This window comes from Bacillus pumilus, assembly GCF_038738535.1.
Lineage (GTDB): Bacteria > Bacillota > Bacilli > Bacillales > Bacillaceae > Bacillus.
Window position 1 is genome coordinate 658830 of the sequence record NZ_CP046128.1, and the last position, 23230, is coordinate 682059.

General features: G+C 43.9%; 10 protein-coding genes. 6 read left to right on the plus strand and 4 right to left on the minus strand.

Features of this window, described 5'->3' with window-relative positions; genetic code table 11:
• Positions 1 to 15: 15 nt before the first annotated feature.
• From GKC25_RS03185 to GKC25_RS03195, 3 genes are read left to right on the plus strand one after another with little or no spacing between them, the layout of a single operon-like run.
• Positions 16 to 7248, plus strand: a complete 7233-nt coding sequence (locus tag GKC25_RS03185; RefSeq protein WP_262417083.1) for a type I polyketide synthase — start codon at positions 16 to 18, stop codon at positions 7246 to 7248.
• Positions 7241 to 13651 (plus strand): HAD-IIIC family phosphatase, encoded by a 6411-nt coding sequence (locus GKC25_RS03190; RefSeq protein WP_342689911.1) that lies wholly within the window; start codon positions 7241 to 7243, stop codon positions 13649 to 13651. The genes GKC25_RS03185 and GKC25_RS03190 overlap by 8 nt, the downstream gene beginning before the upstream one ends.
• The gene (locus tag GKC25_RS03195; protein WP_187704381.1) at positions 13644 to 14651 is read left to right on the plus strand and encodes a phosphotransferase enzyme family protein; all 1008 of its coding nucleotides are present in this window, start codon (positions 13644 to 13646) and stop codon (positions 14649 to 14651) included. Before GKC25_RS03190 ends, GKC25_RS03195 begins: the two co-directional genes overlap by 8 nt.
• A 41-nt stretch (positions 14652 to 14692) precedes the next feature.
• Here GKC25_RS03195 and GKC25_RS03200 read toward each other — a convergent pair whose 3' ends face one another.
• From GKC25_RS03200 to putP, 3 genes are all read right to left on the minus strand, one after another.
• Positions 14693 to 16099: an alkaline phosphatase gene (locus GKC25_RS03200; RefSeq protein WP_187704382.1), complete on the minus strand. Its 1407-nt coding sequence runs from the start codon at positions 16097 to 16099 to the stop codon at positions 14693 to 14695.
• A gap of 112 nt (positions 16100 to 16211) precedes the next feature.
• Positions 16212 to 16904 (minus strand): MgtC/SapB family protein, encoded by a 693-nt coding sequence (locus GKC25_RS03205; RefSeq protein WP_034664661.1) that lies wholly within the window; start codon positions 16902 to 16904, stop codon positions 16212 to 16214.
• A 162-nt stretch (positions 16905 to 17066) separates the two neighbouring features.
• Positions 17067 to 18548: a sodium/proline symporter PutP gene (gene putP, locus GKC25_RS03210; RefSeq protein ID WP_095286011.1), complete on the minus strand. Its 1482-nt coding sequence runs from the start codon at positions 18546 to 18548 to the stop codon at positions 17067 to 17069.
• Between the two features lie 423 nt (positions 18549 to 18971).
• Here putP and gatC point away from each other — a divergent pair, with 423 nt between their 5' ends.
• The 3 genes from gatC to gatB are packed head-to-tail and all read left to right on the plus strand — an operon-like array spanning position 18972 to position 22178.
• On the plus strand, positions 18972 to 19262 hold the full coding sequence (gene gatC / locus GKC25_RS03215) for an Asp-tRNA(Asn)/Glu-tRNA(Gln) amidotransferase subunit GatC (protein ID WP_003213898.1): 291 nt from the start codon (positions 18972 to 18974) through the stop codon (positions 19260 to 19262).
• Positions 19263 to 19276: 14 nt separating this feature from the next.
• Entirely contained in the window at positions 19277 to 20734 is a 1458-nt protein-coding gene (gene gatA, locus GKC25_RS03220) for an Asp-tRNA(Asn)/Glu-tRNA(Gln) amidotransferase subunit GatA (protein ID WP_034664650.1), read from the plus strand.
• A 13-nt stretch (positions 20735 to 20747) separates the two neighbouring features.
• Complete coding sequence (gene gatB / locus GKC25_RS03225) at positions 20748 to 22178, plus strand: Asp-tRNA(Asn)/Glu-tRNA(Gln) amidotransferase subunit GatB (RefSeq protein WP_106038403.1); 1431 nt, start codon at positions 20748 to 20750, stop codon at positions 22176 to 22178.
• A gap of 181 nt (positions 22179 to 22359) precedes the next feature.
• Here gatB and GKC25_RS03230 read toward each other — a convergent pair whose 3' ends face one another.
• On the minus strand, positions 22360 to 23205 hold the full coding sequence (locus tag GKC25_RS03230; RefSeq protein ID WP_095286009.1) for a TetR/AcrR family transcriptional regulator: 846 nt from the start codon (positions 23203 to 23205) through the stop codon (positions 22360 to 22362).
• Between the last annotated feature and the right edge of the window lie 25 nt (positions 23206 to 23230).

Genomic DNA, 23230 nt, shown 5'->3' on the forward strand with positions numbered 1-23230 from the left:
GGAGAAATGCAGCGTATGTCTGATCAAGAGCAATGGACCGAATCTGGACTTGAAATTGCAGTTGTAGGATTAGCAGGTACGTTTCCCGGAGCACCGAATGTGCAAGCGTTTTGGGAAAATGTATCGCAAGGGAAAGAATCCGTTACGTTTTTCACTGATGAAGAATTAAAGGCAGCGGGTGTAGATGAGACGCTGCTAAAGCGTTCTGATTATGTGAAGGCAAAGCCATTTTTACAGAATGCATCATCATTTGATGCAGACTTTTTTGGCTACTCTCCGCGAGAGGCATCCATTATGGACCCGCAAATTCGATTGATGCATGAATGCACATGGCATGCGCTAGAGGACGCAGGCTATGAGCCTGAGCAATACGAAGGTTTAATTGGTCTTTATGCCGGGGCATCTAGCAATCTATCGTGGATGGGGCAGCATATGTCGTCACTTGAAAAGAACGAAGATGTATTTCAAATCATGCATCTCAATGACCCGTCCTTTGCTTCTCGGATTGCTTATAAATTAAATCTAAAAGGTCCAAGCGTATCGGTACAAACGGCTTGCTCCACGTCGCTTGTTGCTATTCATATGGCCTGTCAAGGATTAATCGGTGGTGAATGCGACCTTGCGTTAGCAGGAGGTGTCACACTCCATCAGCCGCAAATCACAGGCTATCAATACCAAGAAGGAATGATTTATTCTCCTGATGGCCATTGCCGTCCGTTTGATGAAAAAGCAAAAGGAACCATTTTTGGTGAGGGTGCAGGCGTGGTTGCGCTAAAACGATTGAAAGATGCGATAGAAGACGGAGATTTTATTTATGCCGTCGTAAAAGGATCTGCAACGAACAATGATGGAAGCAATAAAGTCGGCTATACAGCCCCAAGTGTGAGTGGACAGGCAAGTGTCATTGAATCTGCGTTAGAAATGGCTGAGACAGAACCAGAGACGATTTCTTATATCGAAGCACATGGAACGGGTACGCCTGTTGGAGATCCGATTGAGATTGAGGCGCTTACTCGTGCTTTTCAAACAGATCAACAAGGCTATTGCCGGATTGGATCAGTCAAAGCCAATATTGGGCATTTAGATGCCGCAAGCGGCGTGGCTGGTTTTATCAAAACAGTCATGATGCTGCATCATCGTCAATTTGCCCCGATGCCGCACTTTGACAAGCCGAATCACCGTATTCCGTTTGATCAAACGCCATTTTATGTTGGGACAGACAAAGAGGAGTGGAAGTCGTCTCATTTGCCAAGGAGAGCTGGAGTCAGTGCCTTTGGTATAGGGGGAGCAAATGCTCATGTCATCTTAGAAGAGGCGAAGCCAAGAAAAACAAACGGCACGGACTCGTCCAAAGAATTAATTGTGCTTTCAGCTAGATCAACGCATGATATGAAGAACATGACAAAAAACTTGAAGGAATATGTCTCCTCACATCATGAACTCTCACTTGGCCAAGCAGCTTACACTTTACAAAGTGGAAGAAAAGCCTTCAAATATCGAAAAACGTTTGTCTGTTCGTCGCGGGATGAATTATTAGAGCAACTGCAAGTGCTAAATGAAGATACAGCAGGCAGAGAAAGTCTTCTTTATAAACGAATAAGCATGAGGCTGACGGGGTATCATGAGTCAGGTTTACGTGATTACATCAAGCTGTATGAGAAAGATCATTCTTTCAAAACAGAAGTGGATCGATTAATGAGCCTCGTCCAATCTGCGGTACCTATCAAAAAAGACGAGCTGTTCCATTCCAAACAAAGCAGACAATCAGAAGTGGCTATGCTGATCATGACATCGGCTTTTGCCAACGAGCTAAGGTCACTCGGAATTGAACCAGATGGTTGGATTGGAGAAGGCAGCGGAGTCTGGACAGCTTTATATGCAGCAGGCGGGCTTGAGCTAAAAGATGCGGCATCTATTGTGTACCATCTTCATGACATCGAGACGGTTAATCAAAGGCTGGCTTCCCTGTCTCAGAGGACACTCCAACAGCCTGTTTACTTGCAGCAGACCGGGGAGGAACTAACCACTTTCCACCCATCGTCTGCAAAGCGTTTTCTTGATATGGATCAGCCTGTAAAACCGCCTTTGATTGAGCAAGAATCAACAGCCTTGATCATTGATCTTTCAATAAAACAAAGCATTGTGGTTGAAAAGGGAGCAGAAAAATCAACCGAATCACTTGATGGAGACATTCTTCAAATCGCCGGTGTTCTTTGGGAAATGGGGGTCGGCTTATCCTTTCCTTTAACAGAGGAGAAGAACAGGCAGCGCATTCCGCTACCTGGGTATCCATTTCATAAAACCGATTTTTCTGCACAAACAAATACGATGGCAGCCATTGAGCCACAAAAGCCGCAGGATGTAAAGCGTGTTTTTACTTCGCTCGCTTCTTTACAAAAAGATATTCACGACATTGTTCAAACTCATTTTGGGTTTGATCAAATGGATGATGAATCGCCATTTTTTGAATTTGGTGCGACATCACTTGATATATCTCAGCTTGCAGCGAAAATATCTGAGCGAATGGATCAACAAATTGACACTGTTCAATTGTATCGGTTTGCTACAGTGGCAAGCCTTGCTGAATATTTGTTTGAAGAACAGATGGAACGAGATCAAACACCTGCTTCTCTCCCAGTAAAGAACACGTCCCAGGAGCATACGGATATTGCGATTGTCGGAATGGCAGGAAGATTCCCAGGGGCTTCGTCGCTAGAAGACTTTTGGCAGCGTCTTGTGAATGGCGAGGAAATGATTCACTTTTTCACAGAAGAAGAACTCAAGAAAGCAGGGCTGGATGCGTCTGTTTATCAGCATCCGAATTTCATTGGAGCAAAAGGCCGTTTACAAGAGATCGAAGGCTTTGATGCAGACTTCTTCAACTATTCTGCTAGAGAGGCAGAGCTCATGGATCCGCAGTTCAGGCTCTTGCATGAATGTGCTTGGGAAGCGCTGGAGGATGCTGGCTGTGACCCTGATCGAATGGCAGGGAAAATTGGTGTTTATACAGGAACGAGTCCAAATCATGAGTGGCTGACGCGATTTGCACATCAAATGGAAGCAACTGAGCAATTCAGCGCAATGCTGTTAAATGATCGTGAATTTTTTAGTACGCAGCTTTCTTATAAATTGAATTTACACGGGCCTAGCGTGACCATGCAGACAGCTTGTTCGACCTCACTTGTCAACATTGGCATGGCCTGTCAAGCATTATTGAATCAAGAATGTGATGCAGCACTGGCTGGCGGTGTGACGGTCAGTTCTCCAGAAAATATCGGCTACATCTATCAAGATGGGATGATTCAATCAAAAGATGGACATTGCCGTCCGTTTGACCAAGAGGCGAGCGGAACCATTTTCGGAGATGGAGCGGGGATTGTTCTGCTAAAACGTTATGAAGATGCGATGAGAGACGGCAACCCGATTCATGCGGTCATCAAAGGGGTTGGTGTGAACAATGATGGCAGCCGAAAAGCTGGTTTTACCGCTCCAAGTGTGGAAGGACAGGCAGAGGTTTTAAAAGAAACGTATGAAAAATCAGGTATCGATCCCGCATCCATTGGTTATGTAGAAGCACATGGTACGGGGACAAAAATGGGAGATCCAATTGAGGTATCTGCCCTTAGTCAAGTGTTCAAAGGGACAGATCCGCTGACGATTCCGATCGGTTCTGTGAAAAGTAATGTCGGCCACTTAAATAGTGCGGCAGGGATTGCAGGTCTGTTTAAAGCCATTTTGGCCCTCCAGCATAAAACGATCCCGCCAACCATTCATTATGAATCACCCAATCAGGAGATCCCTTTCAAAGATACACCGTTTTATGTGAATCAAAAGGCGTTGTATTGGAAGGAAGCAGATGGCCCGAGAAGAGCGGGGGTTAGCTCTTTCGGTATCGGTGGAACGAACGCCCATATGATCATAGAAGAGGGCATACAGGCGAAGCAAAAACCAGCTTCTAACCAAAAGCAGCTGCTCGTCTTATCAGCAAAAACGGATACTGCTTTAGCGAAAATGACAGAGCAATTAAAGCAGTATGTGATCCAGCACCCTCAAGTTCCGCTTGAAGATATTGCTTATACATTGCGGTATGGCAGAAAGCAATTTCCATACCGAAAAGCCATCGTGCTCGCGTCTGCTGATGAATGGATGCAGCAGAAACAGCTTGAAACGAGTGTGTTCCGAAGCAAAAAATGGCGTAAAGCGACCTTTATGTTTTCGGGTCAAGGCGCTCAGTATGCTGGTATGATGCGCGGATTATACGATGCAGAGCCAGTGTTCAAATGGGAAGTAGATAGATGCTTTAAATATGTAATGGAAACGGAGCAAGTTGATTTAAAGGGCATTGTTTTTTCCAAGAATGAAACGAACGAAGACATCACAAAAACGTCAAATGCTCAGCCGCTTCTCTTTATATTTGAGTATGCATTAGCCAAATTGCTTCAGCATAGCGGTGTTGAGCCAGAATCAATGATTGGACACAGTATCGGCGAATACGTTGCCGCTTGCTTGTCAGGGGTCTTTTCTCTGGAGTCTGCATTAACACTCGTGATGGCAAGAGCAAGATTGATGCAAGACATGGAAAAAGGCGCCATGCTTAGTGTGCAATTACCCGAGGCAGAGCTGACTTCGATGATTGATGAATCGCTTTCTGTTGCTGCTGTCAATGCAAAAGACCTTTGTGTCGTTTCTGGAAGAGAAGAGCATATCACTGCATTTGAAAAGAAACTGCAAGACAAAGGAATTGTCACAAGACAGCTCCATACTTCTCATGCCTTTCATTCCTATATGATGGAGCCGATGCTTGAGGCGTTTCAACAATTCGTAGAGAAAGTAGAATTGCATGAGCCGACGATTCCGTTTATATCGAATGTGACAGGCACCTGGGCAACAAGTGAAGAGGTGATGACAGCATCTTATTGGACGAGCCACCTGCGTGGAACCGTTCGTTTTCATGAAGGTCTATCTCAGCTGTTAACCGATGAAGTACGAGCGCTCATTGAAGTTGGACCTGGAAACAGCTTGACGGCATTAGCGAAACGTCATGATAACAAAGAGTCTCATCATGATGTTCTGAATATGGTGAGGCATGCAAGAGAACAAGCGGATGACCATGCATATTTCTTAAAAAGAATAGGAGAGCTATGGGCAGGCGGCTACGAGGTCAAAGCGCAGCAACATCCAACTCAAGAGGAACGTCAGCTCGTATCGCTGCCGACCTATCCATTCGAGCGGAAACGATATTGGATTGAAGCAGGAAAGCCGGTTTCTCCGCAGCTATCCGCTCCTAAGGAAACGAAGAAGAAAGAGATGGAAGAATGGTTCTACCTGCCTTCATGGGAGCAGCAGCCGCTAAAACCTGTTTTCGAAAAAGAAACAGAAGAACAAACGTGGCTCATTTTCAGGGAACAGGATGCTTTTCATGAACTGTTTACCCATTCATTTAAGCAACAAGGTATCAAGGTCATTTCTGTCACAAAGGGTGAAGCTTATCAAGAGCAAGAGCAGTCGTTTACGATCAATCCGGCAGAAGGCCAGCACTACCGTAACATGCTAGATTCATTGTCTAATAGAGGTGTCAATATCAATCGGATTCTGCATTTATGGGAAGCTGCGAAAGAAGATGACAACTCGAATCGTCAATCCGCTTTTCAGGCGCACATTGAAAAAGGCTATTACAGCTTAATTTTCTTATCTCAAGCGATTGCTGCCCAAAAAAATATTCGAGAATGCCGTCTGTTTACGATCACTAGCGGAATTCAGCCAGTCACAGGCAATGAGACGATATGTGCAGAGAAAAGTGCAATGCTTGGACCGTGTAAAGTGATTTCACAGGAATACCATCATATCAAATGCTGGAATATTGATGTGGAAGATGTGCCAGACGTGATGTCTTGGAAGGAACAAGCGCTTGTCGATCTCATTGTGCAGGAAATCATGCAGCCTGGAAAGGATCAGCTTGTGGCGTATCGTAATCGTCAACGCTGGGTGCAGAGCTACAAACATTTGCCGCTGCAAAAAGAAGATGGACTTCCGAAGATGATCAGGTCAAATGGTGTGTATCTGATCACAGGAGGTTTAGGCGGCATCGGATTTGTTCTATCAAAGATGCTGGCGAAGGAAGGAAACGTACATCTTTATTTAACTGGAAGAACGGCATTGCCGCCGAGAGATGAATGGGCGTCATACGTTCACCAAGTAAATGCCGATGAAGCGCAGCGCACGAGAATTGAGAAGGTGCTTGAGCTCGAACGATTAGGTGCAACAGTAGAAGCGGTGCAGGCGAATGCAGGAGATCTGGATCAGATGAAACGTGTTTTTGAGACCATTCGCAAAAAGCATGGCGGCGTTCATGGTGTATTCCATGCAGCCGGATTACCAGGAAGTACATCCTTCCGTGCAATCAAAGATATCCCTTCTACACTGGCGAAGGGAGAGGATCAATTCCAATCAAAGGTGAAAGGGCTCGATGTACTAGAGCAGCTGCTGGAACAAGAACAAGCAGACTTTTGTCTTCTCTTTTCTTCCATTAGTGCATTGCTTGGGGGCTTAGGATTCTCTGCTTACTCAGCGGCTAACTTATATATGGATGCATTTGCAGCTAGACTTAATCAACATAGTCAAACCCCGTGGATGTGTGTGAACTGGGATGCGTGGAATTTCTGGGGTGAGCTAGAATCCACAATTGGTGAATCGATAAATGAGCTTGCGATATTACCAGAAGAGGGTGCTGAGCTGTTCCAGTATGTTCTGTCTAACCGGCAGAATCGACACATGCTCGTGTCCACAGGAAATCTTGATGAACGGATAAATCAATGGCTGTCACTAGAGCCGAAGGCAGCAGCGAATGAGGGTTCATATGAGGTGTCTAAGCACGAAAGACCAGAGCTGGGCAATCCATATGTGGCTCCTCGAAATGAAACTGAAAAAGCGATCTGTCAAGTTTGGCAGGATTTTATGGGCATGGAACAAGTGGGCATTCACGACAATTTCTTTGATCTAGGCGCAAGCTCGCTGGATATTGTTCAAGTCACCAATCGGTTAAATCAAGCACTTCAAACAAATGAAGCGGTTGTGACCTTGTTTACGTACCCATCTGTTGCTGAGCTTGCGAAATATATCCAGCCTTCTGAGGACTCGCAGGAAGAAGCGATGGAAGAAGAACTAGCCGTCGTCACTTCAGGTGATCGAAGAGCTCGTTTTAAACAGCAACGGAATAAAAGATTGAGAGGCGGAATCGAGAATGAATGATACAACGAATCACTATCATGGCGCAGAAATTGCTGTTATCGGTCTTGCAGGTCGTTTTCCAGGGGCCAAAAATGTAGATGAGTACTGGGAGAATCTGAAAAAGGGAAAAGAAACAATCTCCTTTTTTACAGAGGAAGAATTACGGCGTGAAGGTACAGATGAAGCTTTATTAAAAAACCCCCGTTTTGTTAAAGCAAAAGGGATGCTAGATGATGTTGATTTATTTGATGCAGATTTCTTTGACTATACACCAAAGGAAGCGGCTATGATGGATCCGCAGTTCAGACTGTTTCATGAATGTGTGTGGACGGCGCTTGAAGACGCTGGGTACGATCCGTTTGAATATAAAGGGCAAATTGGTCTTTATACAGGTGCAGGAATCAATACAGAATGGGTCATGAGAGCACTTCAAGGGGCGGCTCAAGGTGAGGATTCGAAAACACTGGAAGCTGCCGTTCTGAATATGCGTGATTATTTAGCGACGATGATTTCATATAAATTAAATTTGAAGGGGCCGAGTATGGTGGTGCAAACCGCCTGCTCGACCTCGATGGTGTCGATTCATTTAGCTGTTCAGGCTTTATTAAGCGGTGACTGTCATATGGCTGTTGCAGGCGGCGTGTCCATTCGCCTGCCGCAAAAATCGGGCTATCTTTATCAAGAAGGCATGATCCATTCATCTGACGGACATTGCCGCGTCTTTGATAACAAGGCCGATGGAACCGTTTTTGGTGATGGTGCAGGAGCCGTTATTTTAAAAAATTTAGAGGATGCCATTGAAGACGGCGATCACATTTATGCTGTTATTAAAGGATCATCTATTAATAATGACGGAAATAGAAAAGTAGGATATACAGCGCCGAGTACGAAAGGTCAAGTATCAGCGATTAAAACAGCACTTCGAATGGCTGAGGTGGAACCTGAAACCATTTCGTACATTGAAGCACATGGAACCGGAACAACCCTCGGAGATCCGATCGAAATTGAAGCGCTCAAGCAAGCGTTTGATACAGATAAAAAAGGCTTTTGCCGCATTGGTTCTGTCAAATCAAATGTTGGACATTTGAATGATGCGTCAGGTGTCGCCGGCTTTATTAAAACCGTTTTAAGCTTAAAGCATCAAGTGATTCCGCCGACGATTCATTTTGAAACGCCGAATGAAAAAATTGAATTTGCCAATTCGCCTTTCGTTGTAAACACAGACTTGACGCCATGGAGCAAGCAGGAATCTCCTCGCCGTGCAGGTGTAAGCTCATTTGGGATTGGTGGAACAAATGCTCATGTCATTTTAGAAGAAGCACCTGCTACACGTGTCGCCGCAGATAGCCCTGAGGATAGTGAACTTCTTTTATTATCTGCCAAAACACCAGCAGCTCTTGAGAAAATGACGGATCGCCTTGCGGACTATTTACTTCAGCATCAGCAGCATGTTCGTCTAAGTGACGTTGCCTATACGCTGCAAACAGGGCGCCATCATTTCCCGCATAAACGTGTCATTCTTGGAAGTAACACGGCTGACATGTTACAGGCGCTGAATCAAAGGTCAAAAGAGGTGGTCAAGACGGCCAGCTCCCAAACATCGAGCCGGCCAGTCGTCTTTCTTTTCCCAGGTCAAGGATCTCAGTATGTAGACATGGGGCGTCAGCTTTATGACAAATATCCAGTCTTTAAGGAAGCACTGGATCAATGCTTGAATCAATTCAAACAGCATATCTCAGTTGATCCATTCAGCATTTTATTCTCAACAGAAGCAAGTGATGATCCTCAGCTGATCAACCAAACAGAATATACGCAGCCGCTTCTGTTTAGTGTGGAATACGCTTTGGCTAAATTGCTGATTCATTTTGGCGTCAAACCGCAGGCACTGATCGGCCACAGTATTGGAGAATACACAGCTGCCGCCGTATCTGGTTTACTATCTGTTGAAGATGCCGTAGATCTTGTGTCTTATCGCGGACAGCTCATTAGCCAGCTTCCAAAAGGCTCTATGCTGAGCGTTCCTTTGAGTGAACAGAACGTGCTGCCATATTTAACAGATGATCTTTCACTTGCAGCAGTAAATGGACCTGAGTTATGTGTAGTGTCAGGGGAGACCGCAGCCATTAATGCACTTGCTGAGAAGCTGGAGGCTGCTGGACATGGGTGCAGGAAGCTTCACACCTCTCATGCCTTCCATTCTAAAATGATGGATGACATCCTGCCATCATTCAAAGAAAAGGTAGCTGAGTATCAATTGAATGCACCGTCTATCCCGTATATTTCTAACGTCACAGGTACGTGGATTGACCATGAAGCAGTGCAAGACCCGGCATATTGGGCTGATCACTTGCGGCAAGCGGTCCGTTTCCGTGATGGAGCGGAGACATTATTAACGGAGCTTGATCCTATTTTCGTTGAAGTCGGGCCGGGGAATACGTTAAGTGCCTTTATTCGCCAGGCCTCAAAGGAACACCATCAGCAGCCGATTCCATTGATGCGTCACCCGAAAGAAGAGGCAGCAGACGACCGCTACCTGCTGGGCAGGCTTGGTGACATCTGGCTTCAAGGGGTGCCGGTTGACTGGACAAAATTGCGAAATCAGACATCAAATCAAAAAGTATCCTTGCCGACCTATCCATTTGAACGACAACGATATTGGATTGAAAAGGTAGATACATCCGCATTATCTTCATCCTCAGGTGTGCAAATGGTGGTGCCGAAGGAAAACAAGGGGCAGGAAATAGAAAAAAACAATCAAGTCCATTCCGCCGCAGCGAATGATATTGAGGCAACGTTACAGCGGATGTGGAAAGACATTTTAGGAATTGAAAAGGTGGAAAGAGACGACCACTTCTTTGAGCTTGGCGGACATTCGTTAAATGCGACCGGTCTGATTTCTCAAATTCACAAAGAGTTTGGTGTAGAACTTACGCTCACAGACATGTTCAACAATCCGACGATTGAAAAGCTCCAAGCATTCATCGAAAAGGCAGAGAAGCATCAATATTTCAAGATTGAACCAGTGGAAAAGAAAGACACGTATCCATTATCTGCTGCTCAAAGACGGACATTCCTCATTCATCAGCGTATTGGTCAAGTGACCTCATACAATATGCCGATGGCACTAAGATGTAAAGGTGAAATTGACGTCGAGCGCTTTGAGCAGACCTTCAAGCAATTAATTGATCGTCATGAAACATTGCGAACGACCTTTGAATTAAAAGATGGAGAACCGGTTCAGCGGGTCCATGATGATTTCCACTTTGCTGTTGAAATGACAGAGGCTGATGAAGAAGGATTAGAAGCACAAATCGATGAATTCATTCGTCCATTTGACTTAAAGGCTGCACCATTGATCCGTGTGCGTTTTGTGAAAATCGCAGCACATGATCATCTCTTATTAGTCGATATGCATAATATTGTGGCGGATGGAGCGAGCATGAACATCTTTATTAAAGAATTTACTGAGCTCTATCGAGGGGAAACCTTGCCGGAACTGACCGTTCAATATAAAGATTATGCAGAATGGCAAGACAAATATTTCCGCAGCGAGATGTTTCAAAAGCAGCAGGATTATTGGAAGCAGCAAATTGGCTCAAATGTGCCAACTTTGACAATGCCATATGATTTTGAACGGAAGGAACAATCCTTCTTAGGAAGAGCGATTAAATTTAATATTGAACCGCACATCGTTGAGAAAATTGAACAGCTCGCTGAACGGTATCAACTGACAAATAACGTCATCTTGTTCCAGCTCTATGGGCTGCTGCTCTCACGTTATGCGGATCAGGAGGAATTGATTGTCGGTTCACTTGTGGCTGGACGACGTCATGCAGATATCGAGCATACAATTGGCATGTTTACGAACTTCCTGCCAATTAAACTAGACATGGTACAAGAAGCAACCTTTACAGAGCAATTGGCTCAGACAAAGCAAGTGCTGCTTGATGCGTATGACCATCAAGAGTACCCATTTGACCAAATGGTTGAGCATCTGAATCCAAAAACAAGACCGCATCGCAATCCATTCTTTGATACGATGCTCATTTATCATAATGAGTACGATCCGAATATTAAAATTGAAGCCGATGGACTGACATTTGAAACACATGAGTTTGCAAAGGGAATTTCCAAACTCGATATGAAAATGGATGTTGTCAGAGAGGTAACGGGCGAGTTAAAGTGCGTGCTTCAATACAATCTGGCTCTGTTTAAACATGAGACGATGCAAGCTTTCGTCAACCACTTCCAGCACTTGGTCGAACAGGCTGTTCAAACACCTGATCAACTGCTCAAGGATTTCGCTGTTCTTTCACAGGAAGAAGAACAAGCAGCAAAAGAGAAAAGGGAGCGCGCAGAGGAAAAAGCACCGCTCGTACTGACAGTCAGCTCGACATTTACAGCAGATCCAGTCGCACCTTATATTCAGTACTGGACCAAGCAGTTTGATGTGCAGCTTGATGTTCAATTTGCACCGTATGGGCAGGTATATCAGGAATTACTAAATGAGCGCAGCCTTATTTCACAGAAGAAAAACGGTGCGAATCTTCTGCTCATTCGTTTAGAGGATATCACTGGTCCAGCTCATCTTTCACTGGAAGAAAAGAAAAAACTGGCTTCAGAGCATGCTGAAGAACTTGCTAACGTTCTGAAATCAAAAACGAAACATAACCTATATTTTGTTGGGATTCTGCCGATAAGTGCTGCTCTTAAAGACACCCTGCAAGACGTGGAACAAGAGTGGATTGCTCAGTTATCTGAGATAGGCGGTGTTCAGTTGATCGATTGTCGTCAGCTTGCTCAGCAATATCAGATGGATGACATCTTTGATGAAAAAGGAGAGCAAGCCGCACACCTCCCATTCACTGAAGTCTTTTGTGGAGCTATCGGTACAAAAGTCGCACGCGAGATCATTGCATGGCAAGGTGCACCATTTAAGGTAGCGGCCATTGACTGTGATCATACGCTTTGGAGAGGTGTCGTTTCAGAAGACGGTGTGGAAGGCATCGACATTACGCCAGAACATCAAATGCTTCAGCGCTTTTTAAAACAAAAGCAGCAAGAAGGGCTCCTGCTTGTCTTGAGCAGCAGGAACAATGAAGAAGATGTGTGGCGCGTGTTTGAAAACCACCCAGATATGATCTTGCAAAAAGACGATATCGTCGACTGGCGGATCAATTGGGAAAGTAAACCGGCACATCTAAAAGAGATAGCAGATTCTCTGAACCTTTCATTATCTCAGTTTATTTTCTTAGACGATGATCCAGCTCAGTGCTTGCGTATGAATGAAGAGCTGCCTGAAGTGATGACGCTGCTGTTACCTGCCAATGAAAAAGCGATTCCGTTATTCGCCCAGCATGCTTGGGCATTCGACCGCTATGATGTCACAGATGAAGATAGAGGGCGAACAACGAGCTACAAGGCTGAAAAGGCTCGTCAAAAAGAGAAAGCAGAATCGCCGTCAATGGAGCAATTTTTACAAGATTTGAATTTGAACATGAGTGTAACAGAGTGGGGAGAAGAGCACCTTGCCCGCGTGGCGCAAATGAGCAGCCGTATTAACCAATTCCGCTTAAATGATCAGCGCTTTGATGAACAGCAGCTGAGAGAGCGGATGGAAAATGAGCATGTCCAGGGCTGGGTCATTGAGGCAGCGGATCGTTTCAGTCATGAAGGGATTGTAGGGGCTATATTGGCTCATCATGCAGGCGACACCTTGAAAATTGATGCATGGATGCTAAGCTGCCGTGCTCTAGGGAAAGGGATTGAGCAAAAATGTCTGACATGGCTCGCTGAATACAGCCGTCTGCATCAGCTTTCTTCCATTGAATTCTCGTTTGCATCGACTGGACGTAATGAGCTGTTCAAGTCATTTATGAAAGAGCACCAGATGCAGGAGGTTGATGAGCAGCAAACATATCGTATACAAGTGGAAGAAATTGATTCACTAAGCAATCACATTCAGATCGTCGACCAATTGTCATCTCGTGAGCACTCGACTGAAGAAATAGAGGATCAAAGGGTGGAGGCAGCAAGTCATTCAGCTTCTAAAGGTTATACATGGGAAACGGTTCAACCAGATCAAACGCTGCACAGCGGTTATGTAAAAGCCCTTAAGGTACATGATCAAGAAGGTCTTCGTGCATTATTAAAGACGGAACTTGTACAGGATCATGGACTTTATGCACAGCCAACCAATGAACGCGAGGCATTGCTTTTTGATATTTGGTGTGACATTCTTCATGTGGAAAAAGTAGGAATTGACAAAGACTTTTTCGATTTAGGAGGAAATTCTTTACTTGCTGTCAAAATGGAAGTAGAGATTGAAAAGAAGGGTTGGTATGTTGATGATTTGAATTTTGCTGAAAAACACACCATTCGAGAATTAGCAAAATATATGAAGAGGGAGAATCAGCATGCATAAAGATGTAAAAGCCATATATGATGAATCAAAAATTTTAGATGAGGCCACTCATTTATACGGGGTCCAGCGAAGTGACATCCACTTTATCGCAGATGCAGAAAACTATGTGTATGAACTTAAAAAAGACGGAGAGTCTTTCATTTTAAAAATTACCCATACCATCCGCAGATCACCTGATTATATTTTAGGTGAAATGGAATGGCTCCATCACTTAGCGAAGGGCGGACTTTCGGTTGCGAAACCAATTGCTTCATTAAATGGCCGTGATATCGAGCAAGTAGACGATGGGCAAGGCGGTTCATTTTTGCTTCGAGTCTATGAAAAAGCATCAGGCCATAAAGTGGAAGAGGCAGACTGGAACGATGAATTATTTTATGCCCTTGGACAGTACACAGGGCGCATGCATAAACTGACAAAAAGCTATCAGCTGTCAGACCCACGTTATAAAAGACAAGAGTGGGATGAAGAGGAGCAGCTGAAACTGCGTAAGTATGTCCCGGCCGATCAGACCATTGTGTTTGAACAAGCGGATCGGTTGATGGAAAAGCTGGCAAAGCTTCCGAAAAATCAGGATACGTACGGATTGGTTCATGCGGATCTTCATCACGGAAACTTCCACTGGGATCAAGGGAAAATTACGACCTTTGATTTCGATGATATTGGGTACAACTGGTTTATGAATGACATTAGCATTTTGCTATACAATGTGTTGTGGTACCCAGTGATTCCATACGAAGACAAAGCTGCTTTTGCAGGAAACTTTATGAAGCAATTCCTTATAGGCTATCGTGAAGAGAATGAAATTGGGGATGAATGGCTTGCCTGCATTCCTGACTTCCTTCGCTTACGACACATGCTGATCTATGGCTTGCTGCATCAAGCATTTGATTTGGCTACCATCGGAGAAGAAGAGAAGGCCATGCTCGCTGGCTTCCGCTCCGACATTGAGCAAGCAGCACCGATTACGACGTTTGACTTTACAAAGCTAAGTCAATCTTAAAATGAAAATCCCCGCCTGTGTGATGAGGCGGGGTTTATTTTTTATGGGCGATAGGTGGACGGTGATTCAATGATGTGAAACAGGTTCTTTCCTTGCTTTGTATTATCGATCCAGCCTTGAAATGCTGCTTTACCAGGTCCATATGCATAGACAGGGACATCCTCACCTGTATGGGCAAAGGTTGTCCAGCCTGAGAAAGAACGCTGATCAAAGATATGTTGAATGCTGAGTTGGATCGTACTGGCCTTCCCTGATTGTGCCGCTTTCTCTACCTGTGAGATTTCCTCTTTTGTGAGCGCGAAATCAATATTGGTGTGAAGGACATCACGTACAGATTGACCCTCTGCGATTTTCTTTGCCATATACACAGGCGTTTTCTTAGCAGCTAGAATGGGTGCTGGGTCCCATTTATAGCCGGTCTCACTTGTCATGCCATCTGCGCCAAAGGAAAATCCTCCAGTCGCATGATCTGCTGTGATGACGACGAGGGTTTCTTGATCCTTTTTAGCGAATTGAAGAGCCGCATGAACTGCTTTCTCAAAATCCTCCATCTCACTCATGGCGCCGACCACATCATTTTCATGTCCAGCAGAATCAATAGTACTGCCTTCAAGCAGCATAAAAAATCCATGCAGGTTGTCTTGATTTAATTGGGTTAATGCTGCCTGCGTCATGTCTTTTAAAGTAGGCACATGCTTTGGACGATCAATGGCTCGATCCAGCTCGTCCTCCTGGAATAAGCCGAGCATTTTCGAAGATGATTGAGAGGTTAAATCATCTTTTGATCGTAGAATGGAATACCCGCTCTTCTTAAATTCTTGCACAAGATTACGGTCTTTTCGATCAAAATATTGCATTCCGCCACCTAGAAGGATATCAACTTTGTGCTCTCCCCCTATTTTCTCATCAAAAAAGTGGTCTGCAATTTGTTCTTTGTTTTTTCGGGAGACGTTATGTGTGCCAAAAGCGGCAGGTGTTGCATCGGTGATGTCAGATGAGACAACAAAGGCTGTTTTCATTTGTGCTTCCTTTGCTGCTTCAACGACACTTCTAAGAGGTTCTTTTTCTTGGTTGACGGCGATGGCATCATTGTATGTCTTTTTCCCAGTCGCCATGGCCGTGGCTGCGGCTGCTGAGTCGGTAATATTATCTCGAGGATCATCTGGATGTGTGGTCTGCATCCCGACTAAATACGGGTCCCAGACGGTTTGTGCTTTTGTAGAACCAAGCTTTTGCTGCTTGAATGTGCGGTAGGCTTTGATCACGGGCATCCCCATTCCATCGCCAACGATAAAAATAATATTTTTTGGTGTTTTCGTTTGTTTCTTGTCCGCTGCATTTGTTGATACGGGAGTGACATCATGTGAGGTCAATAGAACAGCTAAGACGAGTACCGCTAGAATCCCACACATAAGAAAAATACGATTTTTACGATCCATAGAGCCCATGAAAAATCCCCTTTTATCATTTATTTCATAATTTGTATTTTATTTGAACGGAGGCAATGGTTCAACCCTTTTCCCATAAAAAAAGGCGAAGAGACTTTTGTCCCATCACCTTTTATACCGTATCACACTTCACGCCAACGACGCCTTCTAGATCTTTAATATCAAAGTACACATCGGTTGTATAGCGATCTTTATGCACGCGTACGCGTACTTCCATAATCGGATAGTTCTTTTCTGTTAAATCATCAATTCGAACAGAATGAATGCGAATATTGAGGGCTTTCATTTCTTTTAAAATATCCGTCATGCGGTTTCGATCAGAAAGAGACATTCTGATGCGGATTTCTTTTTCCTGTAAGCGAATCGGCCCGATCCGCTGGAAGAGCCATGGTAGAAATTCGACACTGATCAGAATAAAGAAAAGACTGAGGAAGGCTTCTTTATAAAATCCTGCACCTGTTGCAACCCCAAGTCCTGCTGCTCCCCAGATCATCGCAGAAGTTGTAAGACCTGAGATGACATCATTGCTTTTTCGCAGAATCACACCTGCTCCAATAAAACCAACACCAGATATAATTTGCGCCGGTAACCTGAGTGGGTCCATTTGAAGCTTAGAGACTCGAGGGAAATTGTAGGCTGCATCAATGCTGATGATGGTTAACACGCAGGAGCTGACAGCAATGACAATACACGTTTTTAAGCCGAGGGGCTTTTTCTTCAGCTCTCGTTCAAGCCCAATAATCAAACCGATTAAGGTGGCCACGGCTAATTTTAAGACTGTATCCCATTCAATTGTCCAAAACATGCGTATCGCTCCTTCACTTCATGTACGTTTCACATCATGTATATGATCTTCTCACAGCCCATATGGCTGCACAACTTCTATTTTATTCAGAAATGGGAGAAAGAAAAGCATTTTATTTAAAAAAGAGAGTCATCCGCTAAGGCAGATGACCCTTCATGTTCTTTATTTTGTTTCTTCTTCAAGATGATCTTCCATTTTGCTAAACAATTGTTTTGATGCTTTTGTTGGCTTGCTGGTCATTAAGCTCACAATAATGGCAGCCAAACCGCTTAACGTAAAGCCAGGAATCATTTCATAAATCCCTGTTGCGTGGTTAAGGCCTGTCGTGATCCATGTGAGAACGACTACTGCACCAACAATCATCCCAACAAGGGCACCATGATGATTCATTCGCTTCCAGTATAGGCAAAGTAAGATGACTGGACCAAATGAAGAGCCAAATCCTGCCCACGCATAACCAACAAGGTCAAGAATGGTGTCACTTGGATTAAGTGAAAGGCAAAGGGCAATCACCGCGACAACGAGAACAGACATACGGCCAATCATCACGAGCTCTTTGTCTGATGCTTTTTTTCTAAAGAACGTTCTGTATAAATCTTCTGTCATCGCACTTGCCGTGACAAGCAGCTGAGACGAAATTGAACTCATAATTGCTGCTAAAATGGCAGAAAGTAAAAATCCAGTGATATATGGATGGAACAGCACTTTAGAAAAGACGATAAAGATGGTTTCTGGGTCAGCAAGGTTCATACCCGTTTCATGAACATAGGCAACACCAACTAAACCGACAGACAGTGAACCAATTACTGAAATAATCATCCAGCTCATTCCGATGCGGCGTGCTGGTTTTAAGTCTTTGACGGACGTAATGGCCATAAAGCGCACGATAATATGCGGCTGTCCAAAGTAACCTAGTCCCCAAGCGAGGAAGGATATAATGCCAATGACGCTCGTTCCTCTAAAAATATCAAGCAATTTAGGGTCAATCTGTTGAATATCTTGGAATGTGGCAACAGGTCCGCCTAATTGTGTAAAGGCAACGATCGGCACGAGCACTAATGCTAAAAACATGATAGCTCCTTGGACAAAGTCCGTTAAGCTCACTGCCAGGAATCCACCAAACAATGTATACAAAATAACAATACTTGACGTCAAAATCAGTCCAAACATGTAGTGTGCACCGAATGCTGACTCAAATAAACGTCCGCCTGATACCATCCCAGACGATGTATACAGTGTAAAGAAAATTAAAATGATGACGGCTGATACAGCTTTTAATAAAGAAGATGATCCTTTGAATCGTTTATCAAAGAAATCAGGAATCGTAATGGCATCATCAGCAATCTCTGTATAAGAACGTAAACGAGGTGCAAGAATGAGATAGTTCAAGTAAGCACCGACGATGAGACCAATCGCAAGCCAGGTTGTCGATAAACCTGTTTTATACATTTCACCTGGTACACCCATCAGCATCCAGCCGCTCATATCCGCAGCACCTGCTGAAAGAGCTGTAACAAATGGACCAAGTCCGCGTCCACCAAGCATATAATCATTTAAATCATGTGTTTTCCTGAATGCATACCAACCGATGGCAAGCATCCCGATAAAATAAATAGATAAGGAAATTGTAACTTCAATACTCATTTTGTGTTCTCACCTTTTTCGTATTAATTTGACATCACCTCAATCAAAATATACAGAAGTGTCAGGGCTGGTTTTTTGATTGAATGCCCTGCTCACTGCTATGGTTACTTAACCTAACAGAGTATTCCCAAGTGATCAACCTTCTTAAACCTCCACATTTTGAAGAAAAAATAGACAGATCGGTGATGCGAATCAGTTTGTATGCGCTTACAAAGGTAAGTGAAAGTAAAAATTTTCTGAAAATAAAAGGTGATCTGTATGAATATTTTCTTTATCAGTTGGATGACAATGATGCTTCGAGAGAAAAGGCCTCTTGCTGCGCCTGCGTAAAGTTGCTTTAGAACAGTAAAATTTGATATGATAAAGTGTATATGACTTATGATCATGACCACGAACACGTATCATTTTTGGAGGTGAACCTGCATGTCTAGAATTTCAATAGAAGAAGTAAAGCACGTGGCGCATTTGGCACGGCTTGCAATCACAGAAGAAGAAGCTGAAATGTTTACTGAACAGCTTGATAGCATCATTTCATTTGCAGAGCAGTTAAACGAGGTAGATACGGAAAACGTTGAACCAACAACACACGTATTAAAAATGAAAAACGTCATGAGAGAAGATGTTCCGAATAAAGGTCTTTCCATTGAGGCAGTCATCAAAAACGCGCCTGATCATAAAGACGGCTATATTCGTGTGCCATCAATTTTGGACTAAAGGAGGCCTGAGGCATGTCACTGTTTGATCACAAAATTTCTGAATTAAAAGAGCTTTTACATAAAAAGGAACTGTCTGTTTCTGATTTAGTGGACGAGTCTTATAAACGAATCAATGAAGTAGACGGGAAAGTACAAGCATTCCTTGCACTGGACGAAGAGAAAGCTCGTGCGTATGCAAAGGAATTGGACGAGGCAGTTGGTGAAAAGGACGAGCTTGGTCTATTGTTCGGTATGCCAATCGGTGTGAAAGATAACATCGTCACAAAGGATTTACGTACAACAGCATCTAGTAAAATCCTGCAAAACTTTGACCCTATTTATGATGCAACGGTTGTCAATCGTCTGAGAGATGCGGAAGCAGTCACAATCGGTAAATTAAATATGGACGAATTTGCGATGGGATCTTCTACAGAGAACTCAGGCTACAAAGCAACGAAAAACCCGTGGAATTTAAACACTGTTCCAGGTGGATCAAGTGGTGGCTCAGCAGCTTCTGTTGCAGCAGGTGAAGTACCATTCTCACTTGGATCAGATACAGGCGGTTCGATTCGCCAGCCGGCATCATTCTGCGGAGTTGTGGGACTGAAGCCGACATATGGCCGTGTATCTAGATACGGTTTAATTGCATTTGCTTCTTCATTAGATCAAATTGGGCCGATTACGCGTAACGTAGAGGACAACGCATACGTACTTCAAGCGATTGCTGGCGTCGATCAAATGGACGCAACGAGCGCAAATGTCGACGTCCCAGATTTTCTTTCTTCATTAACTGGAGACATCAAAGGCATGAAAATTGCAGTGCCAAAAGAATACCTTGGAGAAGGTGTTGGCGAGGAAGCAAAAGAGTCTGTTCTCAAAGCGTTAAAAGTATTAGAAGGACTTGGTGCAACATGGGAAGAAGTGTCTCTGCCGCATTCTAAATATGCGCTTGCGACTTACTACTTACTGTCTTCTTCAGAAGCATCCGCGAACCTTGCGCGCTTTGACGGCATCCGCTATGGCTACCGTACAGATAATGCAGACAACCTGATTGATTTATATAAAAATACACGTTCAGAAGGCTTTGGTAACGAAGTGAAACGCCGCATCATGCTTGGGACATTCGCTCTTAGCTCAGGATATTATGATGCATACTATAAGAAGGCGCAAAAAGTCCGTACATTGATCAAAAAAGACTTCGAAGATGTTTTTGAAAAGTATGATGTCATTGTAGGGCCAACAACGCCAACTCCTGCATTTAACATTGGAGAAAAGACAAGCGATCCACTGACTATGTACGCGAACGATATTTTAACGATCCCTGTGAACCTTGCAGGCGTTCCAGGAATCAGTGTGCCTTGTGGATTTGCAAATGGTCTTCCGTTAGGACTACAAATCATTGGCAAGCACTTTGATGAAGGAACGGTTTACCGCGTGGCTCACGCTTTCGAGCAAGCAACAGATCATCATAAAGCAAAACCTGAACTGTAAGGGGTGAATCAGAATGAACTTTGAAACGGTAATTGGGCTTGAAGTCCACGTTGAGCTAAAAACACAATCAAAAATTTTCTCCAGCTCGCCGACACCTTTTGGTGCAGCTGCCAACACGCAAACAAGTGTCATTGACCTTGGATATCCTGGCGTACTGCCTGTATTGAACAAAGAAGCGGTGAACTTTGCGATGAAAGCGGCCATGGCGCTGAACTGTGAGATCGCAACAGATACAAAATTTGACCGTAAAAACTACTTCTATCCTGATAACCCAAAGGCGTATCAAATTTCTCAATTTGATAAACCAATCGGTGAAAACGGCTGGATTGAAATTGAAGTAGAAGGCAAAACAAAACGAATCGGTATTACGCGTCTCCATTTGGAAGAGGATGCAGGTAAACTGACGCACACAGGCGACGGTTATTCACTTGTCGATTTCAACCGTCAAGGCACACCGCTTGTTGAAATCGTATCTGAGCCAGACATTCGGACACCAGAAGAAGCGTATGCGTACTTAGAAAAACTAAAATCCATTATTCAATATACAGGCGTTTCTGACTGTAAGATGGAAGAAGGCTCACTTCGCTGTGATGCCAATATTTCACTTCGTCCGATCGGCCGTGAAGAGTTTGGAACGAAAACAGAGCTCAAGAACTTGAACTCGTTTGCTTTCGTACAAAAAGGTCTTGAATTCGAAGAGAAACGCCAAGAGCAAGTATTGCTATCTGGCGGCTTGATCGAACAGGAAACTCGCCGCTATGACGAAGCGTCTAAAAAGACGATCCTTATGCGTGTCAAAGAGGGCTCAGATGATTACCGCTACTTCCCAGAACCAGATTTGGTGGAGCTGTACATTGATGACGAGTGGAAAGAACGCGTAAGAGCATCCATTCCAGAGCTTCCAGACGAGCGCCGCAAACGCTACATCGATGAGCTTGGACTTCCTGCATATGATGCCATGGTGCTGACGCTGACAAAAGAAATGTCTGATTTCTTTGAAGCAACCATTTCAGAAGGTGCAGAAGCGAAGCAAGCTTCAAACTGGCTGATGGGTGAAGTATCTGCCTACTTAAACTCTGCTCAAAAAGAGCTGGAAGATACAAAGCTAACGCCGCACGGGCTGGCTGGAATGATCCAACTCATTGAAAAAGGAACGATTTCCTCTAAGATTGCCAAAAAGGTATTCAAAGAGCTCATTGAAAATGGAGGAGACGCAGAAACAATCGTCAAAGAAAAAGGACTTGTCCAAATTTCTGACGAAGGTGCACTGCTCAAACTTGTCACAGAAGCACTTGATAACAACCCGCAATCCATCGAAGACTTTAAAAATGGAAAAGACCGCGCGATTGGTTTCTTAGTCGGACAAATCATGAAAGCATCGAAGGGACAAGCAAACCCGCCGATGGTCAACAAGATTCTCCTAGAAGAAATCAAAAAACGCTAAATAGCAAAAACCGCCTCATGAGAAGAGGCGGTTTTTTTGCTTGAAAGGACAGGGTCTTATCATAGATTCAGACCACCGCCGTATATCAATTCGGAGATTCTTTTCTTATAATGAAGTATAAGCGAAAGTGCACATTCGAAGGGGGATAAAGGTGAACGAACCGGAAAAACAGCACGTAATATTATTGAAGAAACAGCTTCAATTGTTCCACTACTTTTAAGACAGCAGGGTCCTCACACTTTTCTAAATTCGTCAGCATCCCTTGAATGACTGGCTTACGAGGCTCAGCTTTCACCAGTTCTTCTTCAATGACTTCAATGGATACAAGGGTATCATCAGAAAGCAGATGCTCAAGCTTTAACAAACGAAGCTCCTCTTGAAGGGAAGCAGCACTCGGCGCTTCATCGTCCCAAATGGTCTGCTTCAGGATCGGTTTCGTCTGAGAACGAAGCAAGCCTTGGACCAAATCATCGAATCGTTCGAGTATAAAGGAAGAAAGCTCATCAAATGATAATTGCATCTGATCTTGTAAAAGCAGGACCTGCACATACGATTGGATGATTCCTTGAATCATGACTGACAGGTCAGTTATATATGGTTCGATCTCCTGTCCATAAGTGGTCAAGATGGAAATTTGAATTTCATCATTCATTTGCTTTTTCACTGTTTTTGAATACTTTTTAATTTGCTGGTTTTCTGGAATAATGTTCTCGCTGAGGATCAAAATGATAAAATCCTTGTTCTCAGCAAAATGCTGAAACTGTTCAGCGATTTGTTTCTGGAAGATCTTTCTCGGCGCGAGATGCTGATTCTCTTTTCGAATCGTTTCAATACTTTGCATAGACGTGTCGATATAATATTCAAAGGCTCGATTGAAAAGCTGTTCTTTTGATTTGAAATGTAAATAAAATGCGCCTTTTGATATTCCGCACTCATCTGCAATTTCCTGAATGGTCGTAGAAGAAAAACCCTTTTTCGCAAACAACTGGATGCTTGCTTTAATGATTTTTTCTTTTTTTTCGTTCATGAAATAAGGCCCCTTCAGCTTTAGA

What these genes read in the sequence shown, in the direction of transcription:
- GKC25_RS03185 (WP_262417083.1), top strand. Translation starts at nt 16, where the DNA reads ATGTCTGATCAAGAGCAATGGACCGAATCTGGACTTGAAATTGCAGTT.
- GKC25_RS03190 (WP_342689911.1), top strand. Translation starts at nt 7,241, where the DNA reads ATGAATGATACAACGAATCACTATCATGGCGCAGAAATTGCTGTTATC.
- GKC25_RS03195 (WP_187704381.1), top strand. Translation starts at nt 13,644, where the DNA reads ATGCATAAAGATGTAAAAGCCATATATGATGAATCAAAAATTTTAGAT.
- GKC25_RS03200 (WP_187704382.1), bottom strand. Translation starts at nt 16,099, where the DNA reads ATGGGCTCTATGGATCGTAAAAATCGTATTTTTCTTATGTGTGGGATT.
- GKC25_RS03205 (WP_034664661.1), bottom strand. Translation starts at nt 16,904, where the DNA reads ATGTTTTGGACAATTGAATGGGATACAGTCTTAAAATTAGCCGTGGCC.
- putP (WP_095286011.1), bottom strand. Translation starts at nt 18,548, where the DNA reads ATGAGTATTGAAGTTACAATTTCCTTATCTATTTATTTTATCGGGATG.
- gatC (WP_003213898.1), top strand. Translation starts at nt 18,972, where the DNA reads ATGTCTAGAATTTCAATAGAAGAAGTAAAGCACGTGGCGCATTTGGCA.
- gatA (WP_034664650.1), top strand. Translation starts at nt 19,277, where the DNA reads ATGTCACTGTTTGATCACAAAATTTCTGAATTAAAAGAGCTTTTACAT.
- gatB (WP_106038403.1), top strand. Translation starts at nt 20,748, where the DNA reads ATGAACTTTGAAACGGTAATTGGGCTTGAAGTCCACGTTGAGCTAAAA.
- GKC25_RS03230 (WP_095286009.1), bottom strand. Translation starts at nt 23,205, where the DNA reads ATGAACGAAAAAAAAGAAAAAATCATTAAAGCAAGCATCCAGTTGTTT.